Raw genomic sequence first — 16,233 nt, forward strand, 5'->3', positions numbered from 1 at the left:
GAACGAACGTGTGCGATGCTTCCTTCATTCCAGGCGGCTGCGGAGTGGCGTGGTGTTGGACAGGGCTTCGCTTACGGTCGATCCCGTGCTCCTGGGCGCAGGCGAGATGCTCGTCGACCTCGGAGCGCTGGCCGCCAACTACCGCGCCATCGCCGCCCTGCAGCCGAACGCCCGGATCGCCGGCGTGGTCAAGGCCGACGCCTATGGCCTCGGCGCCCGGCCCGTCTCGGCCACGCTCTACAACGCGGGTTGCCGAAACTTTTTCGTCGCCCATCTCGTCGAGGCGATGGATTTGCGCCCGACATTGCCGGCCGACGCGCGGGTCTTCGTTCTGAACGGCCTGGCGCCCGGGGCGGAGAGCGCCGCCGCGCAGGCCGGCGTCATTCCGGTCCTCAACAGCCTCGACCAGGCCCACCGCTGGGCCGACGAGAGCCGGCGTTGCGGCATGCGGCTTGCTTCGGCTCTGCAGGTCGATAGCGGCATGACGCGCCTCGGCCTTTCGGAACCCGAAGTGGACGCGCTGGCCGGCGATCCGGCTCTGCGCTCGCACCTGGACGTGATCCTGCTGATGAGCCACCTCGCCTGCGCCGACGAGAGCGAGCATTCGGCCAACCTGCAGCAGTTCGCGTGCTTCGAGACCCTTGCCGCGCGCCTGCCGGAGGCGCCCCGCGCCCTGGCCAATTCGGGCGGTGCGTTTCTCGCCGGCTTCGGCCTCGACATGGTTCGTCCCGGCCTGGCGCTGTACGGCGTGCATCCCGTCGAGGGGCAGTCCGGCCCGCTGCGGCCCGTGCTGGCCCTGTCGGCCCCGATCGTCCAGACCCGCGACGTGCCGGCCGGAACGGGGGTCGGCTATGGTTTGGCCCACACCACGGAGCGGGCCTGCCGCCTGGCCACCGTGGCCATCGGCTACGCCGACGGCTGGCCGCGCAGCCTGTCGGGGCGAGGCAGCGTCTTCTGTGGCGGCGTTCGCGCCCCGATCGTGGGCCGCGTCTCGATGGACAGCATCGTCATCGACGTGACCGACGTGCCCGCCGAGGCGGTTCGTCCTGGCGCGATGGTGGAACTGATCGGCCCCCACCAGTCGCTCGCTGACGTGGCCCGCGACGCCGGCACCATCCCCTACGAAATCCTGACAGGGCTCGGGCAGCGCTTCGCGCGCCGCACCCTGCCGGCCTGACCGCACACTCCGGGAGAGACGACGATGAAGGTTCTGGTTCTGGGCGGCGGCGTGGTGGGCGTCACGACGGCCTATTATCTGGCCTATGCCGGCCACGAGGTCACGGTCGTCGACCGCCAGAGCGGTCCGGCCCTGGAAACGAGCTTCGCCAATGCCGGCGAGATCTCGCCCGGCTACGCGTCGCCCTGGGCCGCGCCGGGCATTCCCGTCAAGGCGGCGAAGTGGCTCTTCATGCGCCACGCCCCGCTGATCCTGCGCCCGACGCTCGATCCGAACATGTATCGCTGGCTCATTCAGATGCTGGCCAACTGCACGTCCGAGCGCTACGCGGTCAACAAGGGCCGCATGGTGCGCCTGGCGGAATACAGCCGCGACTGCCTGATCGCCCTGCGCCAGCGCACCGCGATCAAGTACGACGAGCGCACCAAGGGCACGCTGCAGCTGTTCCGGACCGAGGCCCAGCTCGCGGGCGCCGACAAGGACATCGCCGTCCTGCGCCAGGACGGTGTCCCGTTCGAGGTTCTCGACCGCGACGGCTGCATTCGCGCCGAGCCGGCGCTCGCCAACGTCCGCGAGAAGTTCGTGGGAGGCCTGCGCCTGCCCAACGACGAGACCGGCGACTGCTTCAAGTTCACCAACGCCCTCACCTCCATCGCCGAAAGCCTGGGCGTCACCTTCCGCTTCGGCGTCACGATCCAGGGCATCGAGCGCACGGGCGAGACGGTGACCGGCGTACGCACGGACGCCGGCCTCTTCACCGCCGACGCCTACGTCGCCGCCATGGGGAGCTACACCCCGCTGCTGCTGCGCACGCTGGGCATGCGCCTGCCGGTCTACCCCGTGAAGGGCTACTCGATCACCGCGCCGGTGATCGACGCGGCGCGCGCGCCGGAATCCACGATCATGGACGAAACCTTCAAGGTCGCGATCACCCGCCTCGGCGACCGCATCCGCGTGGGCGGCATGGCGGAGATCTCGGGCTTCTCGACCGACCTGCCGGAGGCTCGTCGTGGCACGCTCGAGCACTCGGTGGGCGATCTGTTCCCGGGCGGCGGCGACCTCGCGGCGGCGAGCTTCTGGTCGGGCCTGCGCCCGATGACGCCGGACGGGACGCCCGTCCTCGGCGGCACCAAGCTGCGCAACCTGTGGCTCAACACCGGCCACGGCACGCTGGGCTGGACCATGGCCTGTGGTTCGGCGAGCGTGCTCGCTGACCTCGTCAGCGGCCGCAAGCCCGAGATCGCCACCGACGACCTGGGCCTGTCGCGCTACGCGGCGTGAGGGACTGAACGTCCCTGTCCAGGTCTCCTCCATCTCTCAACCGTCCTGGCCGGGCTACGGCCCGGCCATCCACGACTTCGGGACGGCCCCGGCAAAGTCGTGGGTGCCCGGGCCAAGCCCGGGCAGGACGCGTTGAGGATGAATGATGAAGCATGAGCGACAGGCGAAACGTGACGCCGCTGCCGCTCCTCACGCCTGCGGATCGTCGATCCCCACCTCGCCCGGCTCGACGTGGTAGTGTGTCGAGCAGAACTCGCAGGTGATGCCGATGCGGCCGTCGTCGCCGACCATCGCGCGCCGCTCCTCGTCGGAGAACTGCCGCAGCATCGACAGGATGCGCTCGCGCGAGCAGCGGCAGCGCTCCACCACGGGCTGGGCCTCGAACACCCTCACGCCGCGCTCATGGAAGAGACGGTAGAGGAGGTCCTCGCTGGTCAGCGTGGGATCGACGAGTTCATGGTCCTCGACGGTCTCCGTGAGGAGCCGAGCCTCGGTCCAGGCATCGTCCTCCTGGAGGGGAGAGGCCTCGACGCCGTCCGGGGCATCGCCGGGCGGCAGATCCGCCTGCCGCATGCGGTCCACGGAGGTGGGCAGGAACTGCGCGATGATGCCGCCGGCGCGCCAATGCGTCCCCGCGGGCTCGCCTCCCAGCGTCTCGGCCACCGCGATCCTGACACGCGTCGGAATCTGCTCGGACTGCCTGAAATACTGGTGCGCCGCCTCTTCGATCGACTGGCCTTCGAGCGCGACGATGCCCTGGTAGCGCGACATGTCGGCGCCCTGGTCGATCGTCAGCGCGAGGTGCCCGCGCCCCAGCAGGGCGGGCGGCGACGGAGCGGCCCCCAGCTGGGACAGCCGGGTTTCGTCGAAGCGCGCATAGGCGCGCACCCGGTCGGGGGCTTCGAAATCGACGACCAGCATGTCGACGGGACCGTCCGTGCGGGTCTGGAGCTGGAAGCGCCCCTGGAACTTCAGGGACGTTCCGAGCAGCACCCCGAGCACGACCATCTCGCCGAGCAGGCGGGAGACCGAGGCCGGATAGGCATGCCGCGTGAGGATCCGGTCGACCAGGGGCCCGAGCCGGACGATACGGCCACGGGCATCGAGCGCTTCCACCGCGAAGGGGATCACCCGGTCGTCACGGTCCGGGTGCGTCGAAGGCGTCATCGGTCCAGCGCGCCGAGGCACCAGGCCAGGACGCCCTTCTGAGCGTGAAGCCGGTTCTCGGCCTCGTCGAACACGACGGACTGCGGGCCGTCCATGACCTCGTCCGTGACCTCCTCGCCGCGATGGGCGGGCAGGCAGTGCATGAACACGGCCTTCTCGGACGCGGCCTTCATGAGCCGGGAGTTCACCTGGTACGGCGCCAGCAGGTTGTGGCGTCGCCCGGCATCCTCGTCTCCCATCGAGACCCAGCAGTCGGTGACGACGCAATCGACGCCGGACACCGCCTCGATGGGATCCTCCATGTAGGCCACGCGCGCGCCCTCGCGGCGCGCCCAGGCGAGCAGGTCCGCCGGCGGCGCCAATTCGTCAGGCGACGCGATGTTGACGCGGAAGTCGAACCGCGCGGCCGCGTGGACCCACGACGTCAGGACGTTGTTGCTGTCGCCGACCCAGGCCACGGTGCGGCCCTGGATGGGGCCGCGGTGCTCCTCGTAGGTCATCACGTCCGCCATGATCTGGCAGGGATGCGAGGACTTGGTGAGCCCGTTGATCACCGGCACGGTCGCGTGCTCGGCCAGCTCGCGCACGGCGTTCTGGTCGAGCATGCGGATGACGATGGCGTCGACGTAGCGCGACAGGACGCGCGCGGTGTCGGCGATCGTCTCGCCGCGGCCGAGCTGCATCTCCTGGCCCGTGAGCATGATCGTCTCGCCGCCCAGTTCGCGCATGGCGAGGTCGAAGGAGACCCGCGTCCGCGTGGACGGCTTGTCGAAGATCATGGCGAGGGACTTGCCCTCGAGCGGACGCTCCGGCTGCGGCTTGCCGCGCTGGCGCGACTTCTTCAGGGCGACCGACGCATCGAGAATGCTGCGCAGGTCGTCCGTCGAGAACGACGAGATGTCGAGGAAGTGCCGGGGCGACGTCATTCCGCCGCCCCTTTCATCGCCGCTGCCTCGAGCGCCGACGCGGCCCGGTCGAGGCTGGCCAGCGCCGCCGCGACCTCGGCCTCGCCGATGATCAGCGGGGGCAGGAGCCGCAGCACGTTGTCGCCGGCCGGCACGGAGAGCAGGTGCTCCTTGCGCGCCGCCGCCGCGAGATCCGTGTTCGGCACGACGCACTTCAGGCCGATGAGCAGGCCCTCGCCGCGCACCCCCTCGATGACGGTGGGGTGCCGATCGCAGAGCTCGGCCAGACGCTGCTTCATCAGCAGCGCCGTGCGCTCGACCTTGTCCAGGAAGCCGGGCTCGAGGATCACGTCGAGCACCGCGTTGCCGACCGCCATCGCCAGCGGATTGCCGCCGAAGGTGGTGCCGTGCACGCCGGCCGTCATGCCCTTGCCGGCCTCCGCCGTCGACAGGCAGGCGCCCATCGGGAAGCCGCCGCCGATGCCCTTGGCGATCGCCATGATGTCGGGCGTGACGCCGTACTTCTGGTGCGCGAACAGCTTGCCCGTGCGCCCGACGCCGGTCTGCACCTCGTCGAAGATGAGGAGCAGGCCGTGCTCGTCGCACAGCTCGCGCAGGCCGCGCAGGCACTGCGGCGGCACGGGACGCACGCCGCCCTCGCCCTGGATCGGCTCGATCAGGATCGCGCCCGTCTCCGGCCCGATGGCGGCCTTGAGTGCCTCGTGGTCGCCGAACGGCACCTGGTCGAAACCTTCGACCTTGGGACCGAAGCCTTCCAGGTACTTCTTCTGGCCGCCCGCGGCGATCGTCGCCAGCGTGCGCCCGTGGAAGGCCCCTTCGAAGGTGATGATGCGGTAGCGCTCGGGCTGGCCGTTCGCATGATGATACTTGCGCGCCATCTTGATGGCGCACTCGAGCGCCTCCGCCCCTGAGTTCGTGAAGAACACATGGTCGGCGAAGGTGTTGTCGACCAGCCGCTGGGCGAGGTCCCGCCCGTTGGGGATCTGGTACAGGTTGGAGACGTGCCAGAGCTTCTTCGCCTGGTCCGTCAACGCCTCGACGAGGTGGGGATGGCAATGGCCGAGCGCATTCACGGCGATGCCCGATCCGAAGTCGAGGTAGCGCTCACCTCGGTCCGTGACGAGCCACGCGCCCTCGCCTCGCTCGAAAGAGAGCTCGGCGCGCGCGAAGGTGGGGAGGAGCGGCGACGATTTGAGGCTCTCTTCGGCCATGGCGTGTTTCTCCAGTGTGGCCTGAAAACGGAAAGTGCCGCCCCTCGCGGGCGGCACCGACCGACTATTGGTCCATGGGCAGGCATCTGTCAATCTGAGGCGCCGCCTCGGGTTGGCGGGCGCCCGACCCGGGGCGACGCCACGATGGCGCCCCGCTGCCGCCACGATCCTTGGGGAAAACACCGCAGCGGGCAGTGCGGAGGTTGCACCGGACTCCGGCGCTAAGGTAGTTTCGCCCCTGTCGAATACGACATCTGGTGCGGCAAACCAAAGGATCGTCGACATGTTGGGACATGCTCCCCACCCGGGTGGGCGTGACCCTTGTGGATTCGATCCGGCGGCAACGACGATGGGAATGAGGCGGATGTCCTGGAACGACGAGCGCGTCGAACTGCTGAAAAAGCTCTGGAATCAAGGTCTGAGCGCGAGCCAGATCGCCGGGGAGCTCGGCAACGGCGTGACGCGCAACGCCGTGATCGGCAAGGTGCACCGGCTCGGGCTCTCCGGCCGCGCCAAGGCGCCGGCCCCGCAGGCGGCCCGGCCGCGCAAGACGGCCACGCGCGCCCCCAGCCACCCCATGAGTCACGCGCCGACGATCCGCGGCAACCTGGCCCTGAGCCCCAAGGCCGCGCCCACGCCGGCTCCCATGATCCACGTCGCGCCGCAACCGGTCGCCGAGGTCGTGATCCCGATGTCCGAGCGGGTCACCATCATGGAGCTGAGGGAGTCCATGTGCCGCTGGCCCCATGGCGACCCGACCTCCGAGGACTTCCGCTTCTGCGGCGCCAAGTCCCCGCCCGGAACGCCCTACTGCAGCTACCACTCGACGATTGCCTACCAGCCGTCGCTGGAGCGCCGCCGCGAGCGCAAGGCCGCCGAGCGAGGCTGAAGCCAGCGGTAGACGGTGGCGGGTGGCGGACCGTGCTCTGGCCAGTCCCCACGCGACGCGCCGGGCTTCGCTCGTGACGATGCCCTGTGCGCCTGGACGCCGAGCCGCGATCTAGGCGTCGCCGTTGCGGTAGTCCGAGAAACGCTGCCGCCTGATGCCCGGGCGGCGGGGAAGCAGGCAGCGGTAGCGCGCCGCCGTCCAGTCGGACAGGCCGGGCTCGCGCAGCCGGATGCGCGTCCGGGACGCCCGGCGGTCGAGCGTCGCGACCAGCCACACGTCCCCGGCGATGAGCGCCCGCAGCACCGCGTCGATCTCGCCTGCCTTGAGGCTCGCCAGGCCGGCATGGCGTTCGACGTCCTCGGCGTGCACCTCCACCCGCGCCCGGCGCAGGTCGATGCCGATTACGAACCAGCACAACCCTTGAGTCCCGCGGCCTTCGACGACGAAGGAGCGGGCATTCCGGCGCACGACGATCCGGGTGGACGGGACGCGCAGGGCGATCGTCTCGAGCGCGGCCGCAACTTCCTCGGGAGGCCTTGCCTCCTTCGGGCGGTTCGGCGGCTGCCGGCGGACAGGACGAGAGCGGGTCTGGGTCACCCCGTTAGCGTAGCGGGCCGGCAAAGCGGAAGTCCAGCCCGCAGACGTGCAGTGCGCACGACCCAAGGCTGCATCGCTGGCCAGGCCGTTTTCAGGCCCGTCGCGAGAAGGTCTCGTCGAACGAGTATCCGGCGCCGCGCACGGTGCGGATCGGGTCCTTCTCGCGCGGTCGGTTGATGGCCTTGCGCAGCCGGCCCACATGGACGTCGACGGTCCGCTCGTCGATCTCGGAATCCATGCCCCAGACGCCGTCCAGCAACTGGGCGCGGCTGAACACGCGGCCGGGCTTCTCCATCAGGAACTCCAGCATCCGGAACTCGGTCGGCCCCAGGTGGAGCTCGCGGCCTGCCCGCCTGACGCGGCGCGTCTCCCGGTCGAGCACGATGTCGCCGGACTCCAGCAGGCTCGCGACCCGTTCCGGCGCCGCGCGGCGCAGCAGCGCGCGGACGCGGGCAATGAGTTCGGGCACCGAGAAGGGTTTCACGATGTAGTCATCGGCGCCGGTGGCCAGCCCGCGCACGCGCTCGCTCTCCTCGCCGCGGGCGGTGAGCATGATCACCGGCAGGCGCTGGGTCTCGGCCCGCTGGCGCAGGCGCCGGCAGAGCTCGATGCCGGACAGTCCCGGCAGCATCCAGTCCAGGAGCACGAGATCGGGAACCGTTTCGCGCAGGCGAAGCTCCGCTTCGTCCCCCCGTGCGACGGTCTCGACCAGGTAACCCTCGGCCTCCAGGTTGTAGCGCAGCAGAAGGGTCAAGGGCTCTTCGTCCTCGACGATCAGGATCCGCGGGGTGGTCGCCATGAGCGGTGTCTCCTCGCCCCCGTCCTATGACCGTTTCACGACGCTTTTATTACAGTGGCGCCCGCGGTCACGACGGCAAGAGCGGAAGCGTGACGCGAAAACATGCTCCCTCCCCCGGCCGGCTCTCGATGGTGAGACGCCCGCGGTGCCGGTTGACGATGTGCTTGACCAGGGCAAGTCCGAGCCCCGTGCCCCCCTTGTCGCGGCTGTCGCCGCTGTCGACCCGGTAGAACCGCTCGGTGAGGCGGGGCTGGTGCACGGCCGCGATGCCCGGCCCGTAGTCGCGCACCGAAAGACGGGCCTGCGGCCCAGCCGGGTCGGCCTCGTCGATGTCGACCGTCACGTCGACCCGTTTGCCCGACTGACCGTACTTGATGGCGTTCTCGACGAGGTTTTCCGCCACGCGGAGAAGTTCGTCCCGCGCGCCGGCGACGACGATGTCGGGGTCCGGCACCGTGCAGGTGACGGCGACGCCACGCTCCTCGGCCAGCGGCCGCAGCGTCTCGACGATCTGGCGGGCGATCAGGCTCAGCTCGACCGGGCTGTCGGGTCGCCGATGCTCGTTCATCTCGACGCGGGAGAGCGACAGCAGGTCCTCGATCAGGCGCGCCATGCGCTGCGCCTGCCCCTTCATGATCGCCAGGAAGCGGTCGCGGACCGCGAGATCTTCCCGCGCCGGTCCCTCCAGGGTCTCGATGAAACCCAGCACGGAGGCGAGCGGCGTGCGCAGCTCGTGGCTGGCATTGGCGATGAAGTCGACCCGCATCATGTCGAGACGGCGGGCCTCGGTGAGATCGCGGAAGACGATCGCGGCGCGCGCGGGCGCGGCGGGATCGACGGATGCGACGGGCGACACCGTGAAGGCGAACAGGCGCTCGACCGGCACCCGCTCGCTCCACGTCCCGGCGATGCGCCGTTCGCCGCCCAGAACGCGCTCGACCGCGTCGAGGACGTCCGGGGAGCGGACGATGAAGGTCAGCGGCTTGCCTGCTGCCGCGCTCGGCCAGAGCTTGTGGGCGGCGGCGTTGAAGGCCGACACCCGGGGGCCGTCGTCGACGACGAGCACGGGATCGTCGACCGCCTCGATCAGCGACTGGGCGAGAGCCCGCGTGGTATCCATGTCAGGCCTCCCGAAATGCCGTTCGCTTCACCATGCGGCGACCGTGCGACACGGGAACGTCACCTTCAATCCTCGGAATCCTCCTCGCGGGCAACCCGCGACTGGAAGGCCCTGAGCCGGGTCCTGATCTCGACCCCGGCCAGGACGGCGAGGGCGATGCAGAAGGGCAGGATGTAGTAGCAGATGCGGAACAGCAGCAGCGCGCCGATCATGCCCTCGTAGGGCAGGCGCCAGAAGGCGAGCAGGATCGTCGCCTCGAACACGCCGAGGCCGCCGGGCGCGTGGCTGATGATGCCGAGCAGGCAGGCGAAGGCATAGACGGCGGCGAAGGTCGGGAACGCGACGCCATAACCTTCCGGCAGCAGCACGTAGAGCACGCCCGCCGCACAGGTCACGTCGCCGATGCCGAGCAGGATCTGGCCCACCGAGACGGGGAAGCTCGGCAGTTCGAGCCTGCGGCCGAGAACCTTCAGGTGCCTGCGGCCCAGGGCCGCATAGACGAGATAGGCCCCGATCAGGCCCAGCACGCCGGCCCCGATGACCTGGTTGAGGGTGGGCGCGAGCCGGTTGAGCTGGCTGATCGCGTCGGCCCGGAACAACAGGCCGGCCCCGACGACGGCGCCCATGCCGAGCAGGAACGTCGAACCCGCGATCACGGTCAGCGCCGCGACCTTCCCCGCCGGCAGGCCCCGCGGGGAATAGATCCAGTAGCGCACCGCGCCCGCGGTGAGCAGCGGGAACCCCAGCGTGAACGAGATCGCGTAGCTCGTGAACGAGGCGAGCGCCGTGGTCCGGTAGGGGATCTTCGCCTTCACCTGCCGCAGCGCCAGCGCGTCGTAGCCGGTGAGCAGCATGTAGCTCGTCATGGTCAGGAGCCAGGCCAGGGCCAGGGTCTCCAGCGGCTTCCTGTCGAACGCCGCCCGCACGTCCGCGAACTTCACCGTCGAGACGATCTGGTAGAGGACGACGATGGACGCGACGAACAGCAGCACGCTGAGCGACGTGCCGACCCAGCGCCAGCGCGAGGCCACGGCCGCGCGCCGGCTGGGCGTCAGCTCGCGCGCGTCGCCTGCGCCGGAGGGCTCAGAAGGATCAGCCATGCAGCATCCCGGATCCGCGGCCCGGGGCGGCCGCGAGAAACGGCGCCTCTATCGCAGTGCCGAAGCCGCCGGGCAAGTGGAGGCTCCCGGAAAGGTTTCTCAGTGGATCTCGTCGCCACTTGCGAGAGCAGCGCGAAGCTTCTCGATCGTGAAGTCCGGGCTGCGGGCAACGGCCAGGATCGGCGCCTCCCGCCGGTTGCACAGTTCGGCCGCCTCGGGGACCTTGGCCGCCACCTCGACCGGGATCACGACCGCCCCGTGGCGGTCGGCATGGACGAGGTCCCCGGACCGCACGCTCATGCCGGCAATGCGCACCTCCTCGGAGAAACCGGTGAGGTGAACATGGGCGTGCGACGGTCCGATCATGCCGGCCAGCGCCTGGAACCCCTCCGCGAACTGCGGAATGTCGCGGACGCTGCCGTCGGTGATCACCCCCTGGCATCCCAGCGCCTTGTGCACGGCGCTGTGCACCTCGCCCCAGAACGATCCGTAGCCCGCCTCGGCGCCGTCGAGATCCTGGATGACGCTGATGCGCGGCGCGGGACCGCTGCCGACATAGGTGTAGTAGGCCATCCGGAACTCCCGCTCCTCCTGCTTGGTGCGGGGCGGCGGCGTGGTCGAGCGGATCGTCGCGGTGCGCGCATAGCCGACGATCGGCGGCAGGTCGGGGAACGGGCAGACCAGCGGCCGGACCGTGTAGCCCGTCAGGCGCCGCTCGGGGACGACCAGTTCGAGGGCATTGCAGATCGTGGGCGTGTCGTAGCGGCCCAGCGCCTCGAGGACGGAGCGCGGCAGCGGTTCGGCGGCGGAAGCGGACATGGCTGGTTTCCTGTGAAGGGCGTCGTCGGGTCAGGCGACGCCGGCGATGTCGGACAGCCTGTCACGCCCGAGGCCGACGGCCTCACCGGCGGCCAGCAGCTGCGACCAGGTGGTCGGATCGACGGGAATGCCTTCGGCGAGACGCTTTGCGCGCATCTTCAGCTCGGGCTCGCCGGCGACCATGACGGTCGGCTCGCGGCCCGGCGCGGGCGACTTGGCCCAGGTGATGAAGGCTTCCATCTCGGAGCGGAAGCGGTCGGCCGTGCCCATCTTCTCCGGCGACAGCACGATCGACACCATGTTGTTGATGATGGCCGGGCGCTTGCGCTGGCTGTTCATGGTGCCGCCGCCCGTGAGCGCACCGGCGATGAGCTCGCAGGCCAACGCCAGGGCCCATCCCTTGTGCTCGCCGAACGGCAGGATCGCGCCCAGCGGCTCCTCGAAAAGCGCGGCGGGATTGCTGGTCGGCTCGCCGGCCGAATCGATCAGGGTGCCGTCCTGGACGGGAACGCCCTTGTTGTAGGCGACGCGGATCTTGCCCATGGCGAGCCGGCTCGTCGCGAAGTCGACGATGATCGGTGGCGCGTTCTCGCGCGGGATGCCGGCCGAGAAGGGGTTCGTCACGAGCCGCGCGGCGTGCCCGCCATAGGGGGCGACCACCGGGCTGGAGATCACGTTGACGAAGTGCATCGACACGAGGCCCGCCCGGGCGCATTGCTCCGACCAGTGGCCGATGCGGCCGATATGGTGGGCATTCCGCAAGGCGAGAATGCAGGAGCCCGTCTGCGTGGCGCGCTCGACCGCCAGCGCCACGGCATCGTGCGCGATGCTCTGGCCGAGACCCAGCCCGCCGTCGCAGACGAGCATGGCGCCGCTGTCGAGCACGACCTCGGGCCTGGCGTTGAGCACCAGTTCGCCGACGGTGAAATTGGAGATGTAGGCGGGGATCATGCCCACGCCGTGCGAGTCATGTCCCCGGAGGTTGGCCTCGACGAGATGGTCGGCGGCAAGTCCGCATTCCCGCTCGTCGGATCCGGCCGCGGCGAAGATGGCCTTCACGGCCGCCTTCAGGCGCGGTTCGGCAATGACAATCTCCTGCGCCATGGATCGCGAGGCCTCCCTGTGGGCCGGCCTGCGTTCATGGCCGTGCCGATGCGCCCGACAGTCACCGACAGGGCGGGGTTTTGGCAAGGGCCCCGGCTCGCGCCGGAGCGCATGCCTGCCGAGCGCTGGAGCACGGTGGCGTGGTGCGTCCTTCGACACGGCCGCTCCGCGGCCTGCTCAGAGCTTGTGAACTTTTCACTTGAGGGCTGGCAGTCCAGTTCGAACCGATCTCTCAGTCATCATCCCCGGGCTTGGCCCGGGGACCCACGACTTTGCCGGGGCCATCCCAAAGTCGTGGGTGGCCGGGCCAAGCCCGGCCATGACGCGGAGAGGGAGGTGCTCGCTGGACGACCTAAAGAGTCACATCCTCTGGGCAGCCGCCGTAGGCGGTGTGTCGAAGCAGGCAGAATGCTGCAGCCGCTCAGAACACCGGCAGCGGGATCATTGGGGCGCCGTTGCGGTGCTTCTTGGAGATCTGGTCCAGCTCGCCCGTGTTCTTGAGCTGGTAGACGAAGGTGTTCAGCCACTGCAGCAGCTCGGCGTTGCCGCGACGGATGCCGATGCCGAAGTGGGCCGCGCGCAGCGGGAACTTCTGCTCGTACTCCTCGCCCTTCGATCCCTTGCGCAGGTAGATTTCGCCGTAGTCGCCGCCGCCCATGGCGTCGATCTGACCCGACAGCATGGCCTGCACGGTGGAGGGGCCGTCATCGAAGCGCAGCAGCTGCATGCCGGGAACCTGCATGGCCGTCAGCGCGCCGTCCTCGAGGGCGCCGCGGGTCACGCCGATCTTCATGTTCTTGAGGTCGTCCGGCCCCTTGATGGCGGCAGACTTCGGCGCGATCAGCACGGCCGACTGGCCGGCATAGGGGATCGAGAAGGACACCTGCAAGGCGCGCTCGGCGGTGATCGAGAAGATCGCGATCACCATGTCGACGCGGTTGGAGAGCAGCGCCGGGATGCGCCCGGGGGAGTTCACGGTGACGAACTCGACCGGCACCTTGAGCTGCTTGCCGATGGCGTTGGCCACGTCGACGTCGATGCCCACGGGATTGTTGCTGGCATCGAGCGACCCGTAGGGCGGCACCGTGGTGTCGATGGCGATCACCACCTTGCCACGCTTGATGATCTCGTCCGGAGTCTGGGCCTTCGCCGTGCTGCCGAAGGCCGCGAGTGCGAGCGCTGCCGCCGGAAGAAGGGAGAATGCAAGCCGCCTGAGTGAAAAGCGCATGGTCGTCTCCTCCTGAGTTGTCCGGCTGAGCCGGGTGTTTCCTGCCGTCCGTGGTCCGGCTTCGCCGGATCCTTGCTTTGGTCTCTGGTCCGGCTTCGCCGGATCCTTGCTTTGGTTTTTGGCCCGGCTTCGCCGGGCCTTGCCGTTGTCGTCGGGCCGCCCCTCCGGCCCGCCTTATTCAGCCGCCGGTCAAAGGGCCTGCACGCGCAGGGTGCCGACGTGAAGCTTCTTCTCCAGATGCCGCGCCAGCATGGACAGCGGCCAGCAGATGGCGAAGTAGATGAGGGCGACGGTGCCGAAGACGCGGATCGGCTCGAAGGTAACGGTGTTCATCTGGGTGCCCGCCTTGGCGAGCTCGGTGAAGCCGATCAGGGCGGCCAGCGACGTGCCCTTCACCACCTGCACCATGTAGCCGACGGTGGGCGGCAGGGCCATGCGCAGCGCCTGGGGCAGGATCACCAGTCCCAGCGTCAGCTTGAAGTCGAGCGCCAGTGCCTTGGCGCCCTCCCATTGTCCCTTCGGCACGGCCTGCAGGCAGCCGCGCCAGATCTCGGCCAGGAAGGCGCTGGTGCCGATCGTGAAGGAGATGATCGCCGCGGTCCACGCGTCGATGCGCACGCCCAGCATGTTGATGCCGAAATAGGAGAGCAGCAGCAGCATCAGCATCGGCGTCGCCTGGACCACCTGGATCCACAGCGAGACGATGACCCGCAGCCACGTCCATGGCGCGATGCGCGCAACCGCGAGCACGAGCCCAACGAGCCCGCCGAAGACGAAGGCCAGCAGCGACAGCAGGATCGTCCAGCGGGCCGCCATGACCAGGAACCAGATCTCGTTGGGTCCGAAGGTGCGCAGCATGCCTCACCCCCTGTTCGCGAAGACGAGGTGGTGGACGCCGGCGAAGATCGCCCGGAACGCGAACGCCATGGCGATGTAGAGGACCGTCACGATGAGATAGATCTCGAAGCTCCGGAAGGTCTGCATGTTGAGGGTATTGGCGAAGGCCGTGAGTTCCTCGGCCGCGATCGCCGACACCACGGACGAGCCGAGCAGCGTCAGGATGAACTGGCTGCACAGCGCCGGATAGACCGCGCGGATGGCCGGCAGCAGGATGATGAAGCGGATGATCTGCAGGCGCTTGAGCCCCAGCGAGCGGCCCGCCTCGATCTGCCCGGTCGGAACCGATTCCAGGCCGGCCCGGACGATCTCGGTCGAGTAGGCCCCGAGATTGATGCTCATCGCGACAAGGGCCGCGGTGTTCGAATCGAGCCGGATCCCGAAGTTCGGCAGCGCGAAGAAGACGAAGTAGAGCTGGATCAGGAAGGGCGTGTTGCGGATGAACTCGACATAGCCCGCCGCCGCCCACGAGGCCGCGGCGTTGCCGTAGGTGCGGGCAAGCGCACAGACCACGCCGATGATGAGACCGAACACCATCGCGAAGGCGGACAGCTTGATGGTCAGCAGCGCGCCGTTGAGGAGCTGCGGCCAGTAGCCGAGGATCTGTCCGAACTGGAAGGTGTATGTCACCGCGTCCCCCGCCCCACCTCAGCCCGTGCCCCGACGGGGCGCCAGGACGGCCGTGTTGACGCAGTTGCGCAGATCTCCGCTCTCCAGATAGGCGAGCGCCGTCTCCACGCCCTTGGTGCGCAGGTCCACCTGGGCCTCGGGGCTGTAGAACGCGGCATGCGGCGTGAGCGCCAGGCGGCCCTCCAGCCACGGCTCGCGGGCGAGGAAGGCGGCGATGAGCGGATGGCGGGCGTCGGCCGGTTCGGTCGACAGGACGTCGAGGCCGGCGGCGGCGACGCGCCCCGCGCGCATCGCGTCGTGGAGCGCCTGCAGGTCGACCAGCGTGCCCCGGGCCGTGTTGACGAGCACGAGCCCCTGGCGGGCCTGCGCCAGCACCTGCTCGTTGACCATGCCGCGCGTCTCGTCGTTGGCGGGCGTGTGCAGGCTGACGACGTCGGACGTGGCGAAGAGCTCGGCGAGGCTCTCGACCCGCCGCGCGCCGAGCGCGATCTCCATGCCACGGGGCAGGTAGGGATCGAAGACGGCGATCTCCATGCCGAAGCCGCGCGCCCGGGCGGCGGCGGCCGTGCCGATGCGGCCCATGCCGGCCACGCCGAACGTCAGGCCGCGGATGCGGCGCATCGCCGGCGGCGCACCGAAGCGCCAGCCGGCCACCGGATCGGCGCGGAGCATCTCCTGGTATTGCCCGGTGCCCCGCAGGAGCGAGAGCATCAGGGCGAGCGCGTGGTCGGCGACCTCCGACGTGCCGTAGTCCGGCACGTTGCAGACGGGCACGCCCCGCCGGCCCCACGCCTCGAGGTCGATCGTGTCGTAGCCGACGCCGGTGCGGATCACGATCCGGCATGCCGGGAACGCGTCGGGCGCGTGCGGGATCGGCGCGGTGGCGGAGTAGAGGAGCAGGGCCTCGGCCTTGTCACGCACCGCCTGCGGCAGGTCGCCGCCCCGGTGCACGCGCACGATCGCCCGGCCCTCGGCGACCCGATCCTCGAGCGCCGTCTCGTCGTTGATGCACTGGACGAGGACGATCTCCCGCATCGATCAGCCCTTGCCGATGACCGCGATGGTCTCGCCCATCTTCACCACCGCGCCCGCCTCCTGCAGCACTTCGGCCAGCACGCCGGAGGCAGGGGCTTCGATCTCGACGACCGCCTTGTCCGTCTCGATCTCGGCGACGATCTCCTGCGCCGCCACGGCATCGCCCGGCTTCTTCAGCCACCGCACCAGCTTGCCTTCGATGACGGTGAGGTCGCCGAACGGCATCTTCACGGGCTCGCCGGCCACCGTCGGC

General features: G+C 69.6%; 17 protein-coding genes. 3 read left to right on the top strand and 14 right to left on the bottom strand.

Annotation, left to right across the window (positions count from 1 at the left end):
• The first annotated feature begins 106 nt into the window (after window positions 1–106).
• The gene (alr, locus tag Q0Q47_RS22045) at window positions 107–1,177 is read left to right on the top strand and encodes an alanine racemase (protein ID WP_293864929.1); all 1,071 of its coding nucleotides are present in this window, start codon (window positions 107–109) and stop codon (window positions 1,175–1,177) included.
• Between the two features lie 24 nt (window positions 1,178–1,201).
• Window positions 1,202–2,458: a D-amino acid dehydrogenase gene (locus tag Q0Q47_RS22050; protein WP_293864873.1), complete on the top strand. Its 1,257-nt coding sequence runs from the start codon at window positions 1,202–1,204 to the stop codon at window positions 2,456–2,458.
• Window positions 2,459–2,647: 189 nt separating this feature from the next.
• Here the strand turns inward: Q0Q47_RS22050 and Q0Q47_RS22055 are convergent, their stop codons facing one another.
• The 3 genes from Q0Q47_RS22055 to Q0Q47_RS22065 are packed head-to-tail and all read right to left on the bottom strand — an operon-like array spanning window position 2,648 to window position 5,762.
• A complete protein-coding gene (locus tag Q0Q47_RS22055) occupies window positions 2,648–3,625 on the bottom strand; it encodes an Hsp33 family molecular chaperone (RefSeq protein ID WP_293864875.1) in 978 nt (325 codons plus the stop codon).
• Complete coding sequence (gene argF, locus Q0Q47_RS22060) at window positions 3,622–4,551, bottom strand: ornithine carbamoyltransferase (protein ID WP_293864877.1); 930 nt, start codon at window positions 4,549–4,551, stop codon at window positions 3,622–3,624. The genes Q0Q47_RS22055 and argF overlap by 4 nt, the downstream gene beginning before the upstream one ends.
• The gene (locus tag Q0Q47_RS22065) at window positions 4,548–5,762 is read right to left on the bottom strand and encodes an aspartate aminotransferase family protein (protein WP_293864879.1); all 1,215 of its coding nucleotides are present in this window, start codon (window positions 5,760–5,762) and stop codon (window positions 4,548–4,550) included. The genes argF and Q0Q47_RS22065 overlap by 4 nt, the downstream gene beginning before the upstream one ends.
• Before the next feature lie 364 nt (window positions 5,763–6,126).
• On the opposite strand from Q0Q47_RS22065, the gene Q0Q47_RS22070 reads away from it, so the two are divergent.
• Window positions 6,127–6,651 carry a GcrA family cell cycle regulator gene (locus Q0Q47_RS22070; protein WP_293864881.1) on the top strand — a complete coding sequence of 175 codons (525 nt, stop codon included), beginning with the start codon at window positions 6,127–6,129 and terminating at the stop codon, window positions 6,649–6,651.
• Window positions 6,652–6,762: 111 nt separating this feature from the next.
• Here Q0Q47_RS22070 and Q0Q47_RS22075 read toward each other — a convergent pair whose 3' ends face one another.
• The 11 genes from Q0Q47_RS22075 to Q0Q47_RS22125 form a co-directional block, all read right to left on the bottom strand.
• A complete protein-coding gene (locus Q0Q47_RS22075) occupies window positions 6,763–7,248 on the bottom strand; it encodes a hypothetical protein (protein ID WP_293864883.1) in 486 nt (161 codons plus the stop codon).
• A 91-nt stretch (window positions 7,249–7,339) separates the two neighbouring features.
• Complete coding sequence (gene phoB, locus Q0Q47_RS22080) at window positions 7,340–8,047, bottom strand: phosphate regulon transcriptional regulator PhoB (RefSeq protein WP_293864886.1); 708 nt, start codon at window positions 8,045–8,047, stop codon at window positions 7,340–7,342.
• A 67-nt stretch (window positions 8,048–8,114) separates the two neighbouring features.
• On the bottom strand, window positions 8,115–9,167 hold the full coding sequence (locus Q0Q47_RS22085) for an ATP-binding protein (RefSeq protein ID WP_293864889.1): 1,053 nt from the start codon (window positions 9,165–9,167) through the stop codon (window positions 8,115–8,117).
• Window positions 9,168–9,232: 65 nt separating this feature from the next.
• Window positions 9,233–10,267 carry a lysylphosphatidylglycerol synthase domain-containing protein gene (locus tag Q0Q47_RS22090; RefSeq protein ID WP_293864892.1) on the bottom strand — a complete coding sequence of 345 codons (1,035 nt, stop codon included), beginning with the start codon at window positions 10,265–10,267 and terminating at the stop codon, window positions 9,233–9,235.
• Between the two features lie 99 nt (window positions 10,268–10,366).
• Entirely contained in the window at window positions 10,367–11,086 is a 720-nt protein-coding gene (locus Q0Q47_RS22095) for an RraA family protein (RefSeq protein WP_293864895.1), read from the bottom strand.
• Window positions 11,087–11,116: 30 nt separating this feature from the next.
• Complete coding sequence (locus Q0Q47_RS22100; protein WP_293864898.1) at window positions 11,117–12,190, bottom strand: malate/lactate/ureidoglycolate dehydrogenase; 1,074 nt, start codon at window positions 12,188–12,190, stop codon at window positions 11,117–11,119.
• A gap of 421 nt (window positions 12,191–12,611) precedes the next feature.
• Complete coding sequence (locus Q0Q47_RS22105; RefSeq protein ID WP_293864901.1) at window positions 12,612–13,418, bottom strand: transporter substrate-binding domain-containing protein; 807 nt, start codon at window positions 13,416–13,418, stop codon at window positions 12,612–12,614.
• 189 nt (window positions 13,419–13,607) lie between these two features.
• On the bottom strand, window positions 13,608–14,276 hold the full coding sequence (locus Q0Q47_RS22110; protein ID WP_293864905.1) for an amino acid ABC transporter permease: 669 nt from the start codon (window positions 14,274–14,276) through the stop codon (window positions 13,608–13,610).
• Window positions 14,277–14,279: 3 nt separating this feature from the next.
• Window positions 14,280–14,945 carry an amino acid ABC transporter permease gene (locus tag Q0Q47_RS22115; RefSeq protein WP_293864908.1) on the bottom strand — a complete coding sequence of 222 codons (666 nt, stop codon included), beginning with the start codon at window positions 14,943–14,945 and terminating at the stop codon, window positions 14,280–14,282.
• 18 nt (window positions 14,946–14,963) lie between these two features.
• On the bottom strand, window positions 14,964–15,980 hold the full coding sequence (locus Q0Q47_RS22120) for a C-terminal binding protein (protein WP_293864911.1): 1,017 nt from the start codon (window positions 15,978–15,980) through the stop codon (window positions 14,964–14,966).
• Window positions 15,981–15,983: 3 nt separating this feature from the next.
• On the bottom strand, window positions 15,984–16,233 hold a 250-nt coding region (locus tag Q0Q47_RS22125), incomplete at its 5' end, for a biotin/lipoyl-containing protein (protein ID WP_293864914.1).

The sequence above is a fragment of the uncultured Alsobacter sp. genome, assembly GCF_945952055.1.
Classification (GTDB): Bacteria; Pseudomonadota; Alphaproteobacteria; order Rhizobiales; family Beijerinckiaceae; genus Alsobacter.

Bases quoted from the DNA above. Each gene is read 5' to 3' on its own strand.
- alr (WP_293864929.1), top strand. From the start codon at position 107: ATGCTCGTCGACCTCGGAGCGCTGGCCGCCAACTACCGCGCCATCGCC.
- Q0Q47_RS22050 (WP_293864873.1), top strand. From the start codon at position 1,202: ATGAAGGTTCTGGTTCTGGGCGGCGGCGTGGTGGGCGTCACGACGGCC.
- Q0Q47_RS22055 (WP_293864875.1), bottom strand. From the start codon at position 3,625: ATGACGCCTTCGACGCACCCGGACCGTGACGACCGGGTGATCCCCTTC.
- argF (WP_293864877.1), bottom strand. From the start codon at position 4,551: ATGACGTCGCCCCGGCACTTCCTCGACATCTCGTCGTTCTCGACGGAC.
- Q0Q47_RS22065 (WP_293864879.1), bottom strand. From the start codon at position 5,762: ATGGCCGAAGAGAGCCTCAAATCGTCGCCGCTCCTCCCCACCTTCGCG.
- Q0Q47_RS22070 (WP_293864881.1), top strand. From the start codon at position 6,127: ATGTCCTGGAACGACGAGCGCGTCGAACTGCTGAAAAAGCTCTGGAAT.
- phoB (WP_293864886.1), bottom strand. From the start codon at position 8,047: ATGGCGACCACCCCGCGGATCCTGATCGTCGAGGACGAAGAGCCCTTG.
- Q0Q47_RS22085 (WP_293864889.1), bottom strand. From the start codon at position 9,167: ATGGATACCACGCGGGCTCTCGCCCAGTCGCTGATCGAGGCGGTCGAC.
- Q0Q47_RS22090 (WP_293864892.1), bottom strand. From the start codon at position 10,267: ATGGCTGATCCTTCTGAGCCCTCCGGCGCAGGCGACGCGCGCGAGCTG.
- Q0Q47_RS22095 (WP_293864895.1), bottom strand. From the start codon at position 11,086: ATGTCCGCTTCCGCCGCCGAACCGCTGCCGCGCTCCGTCCTCGAGGCG.
- Q0Q47_RS22100 (WP_293864898.1), bottom strand. From the start codon at position 12,190: ATGGCGCAGGAGATTGTCATTGCCGAACCGCGCCTGAAGGCGGCCGTG.
- Q0Q47_RS22105 (WP_293864901.1), bottom strand. From the start codon at position 13,418: ATGCGCTTTTCACTCAGGCGGCTTGCATTCTCCCTTCTTCCGGCGGCA.
- Q0Q47_RS22110 (WP_293864905.1), bottom strand. From the start codon at position 14,276: ATGCTGCGCACCTTCGGACCCAACGAGATCTGGTTCCTGGTCATGGCG.
- Q0Q47_RS22120 (WP_293864911.1), bottom strand. From the start codon at position 15,980: ATGCGGGAGATCGTCCTCGTCCAGTGCATCAACGACGAGACGGCGCTC.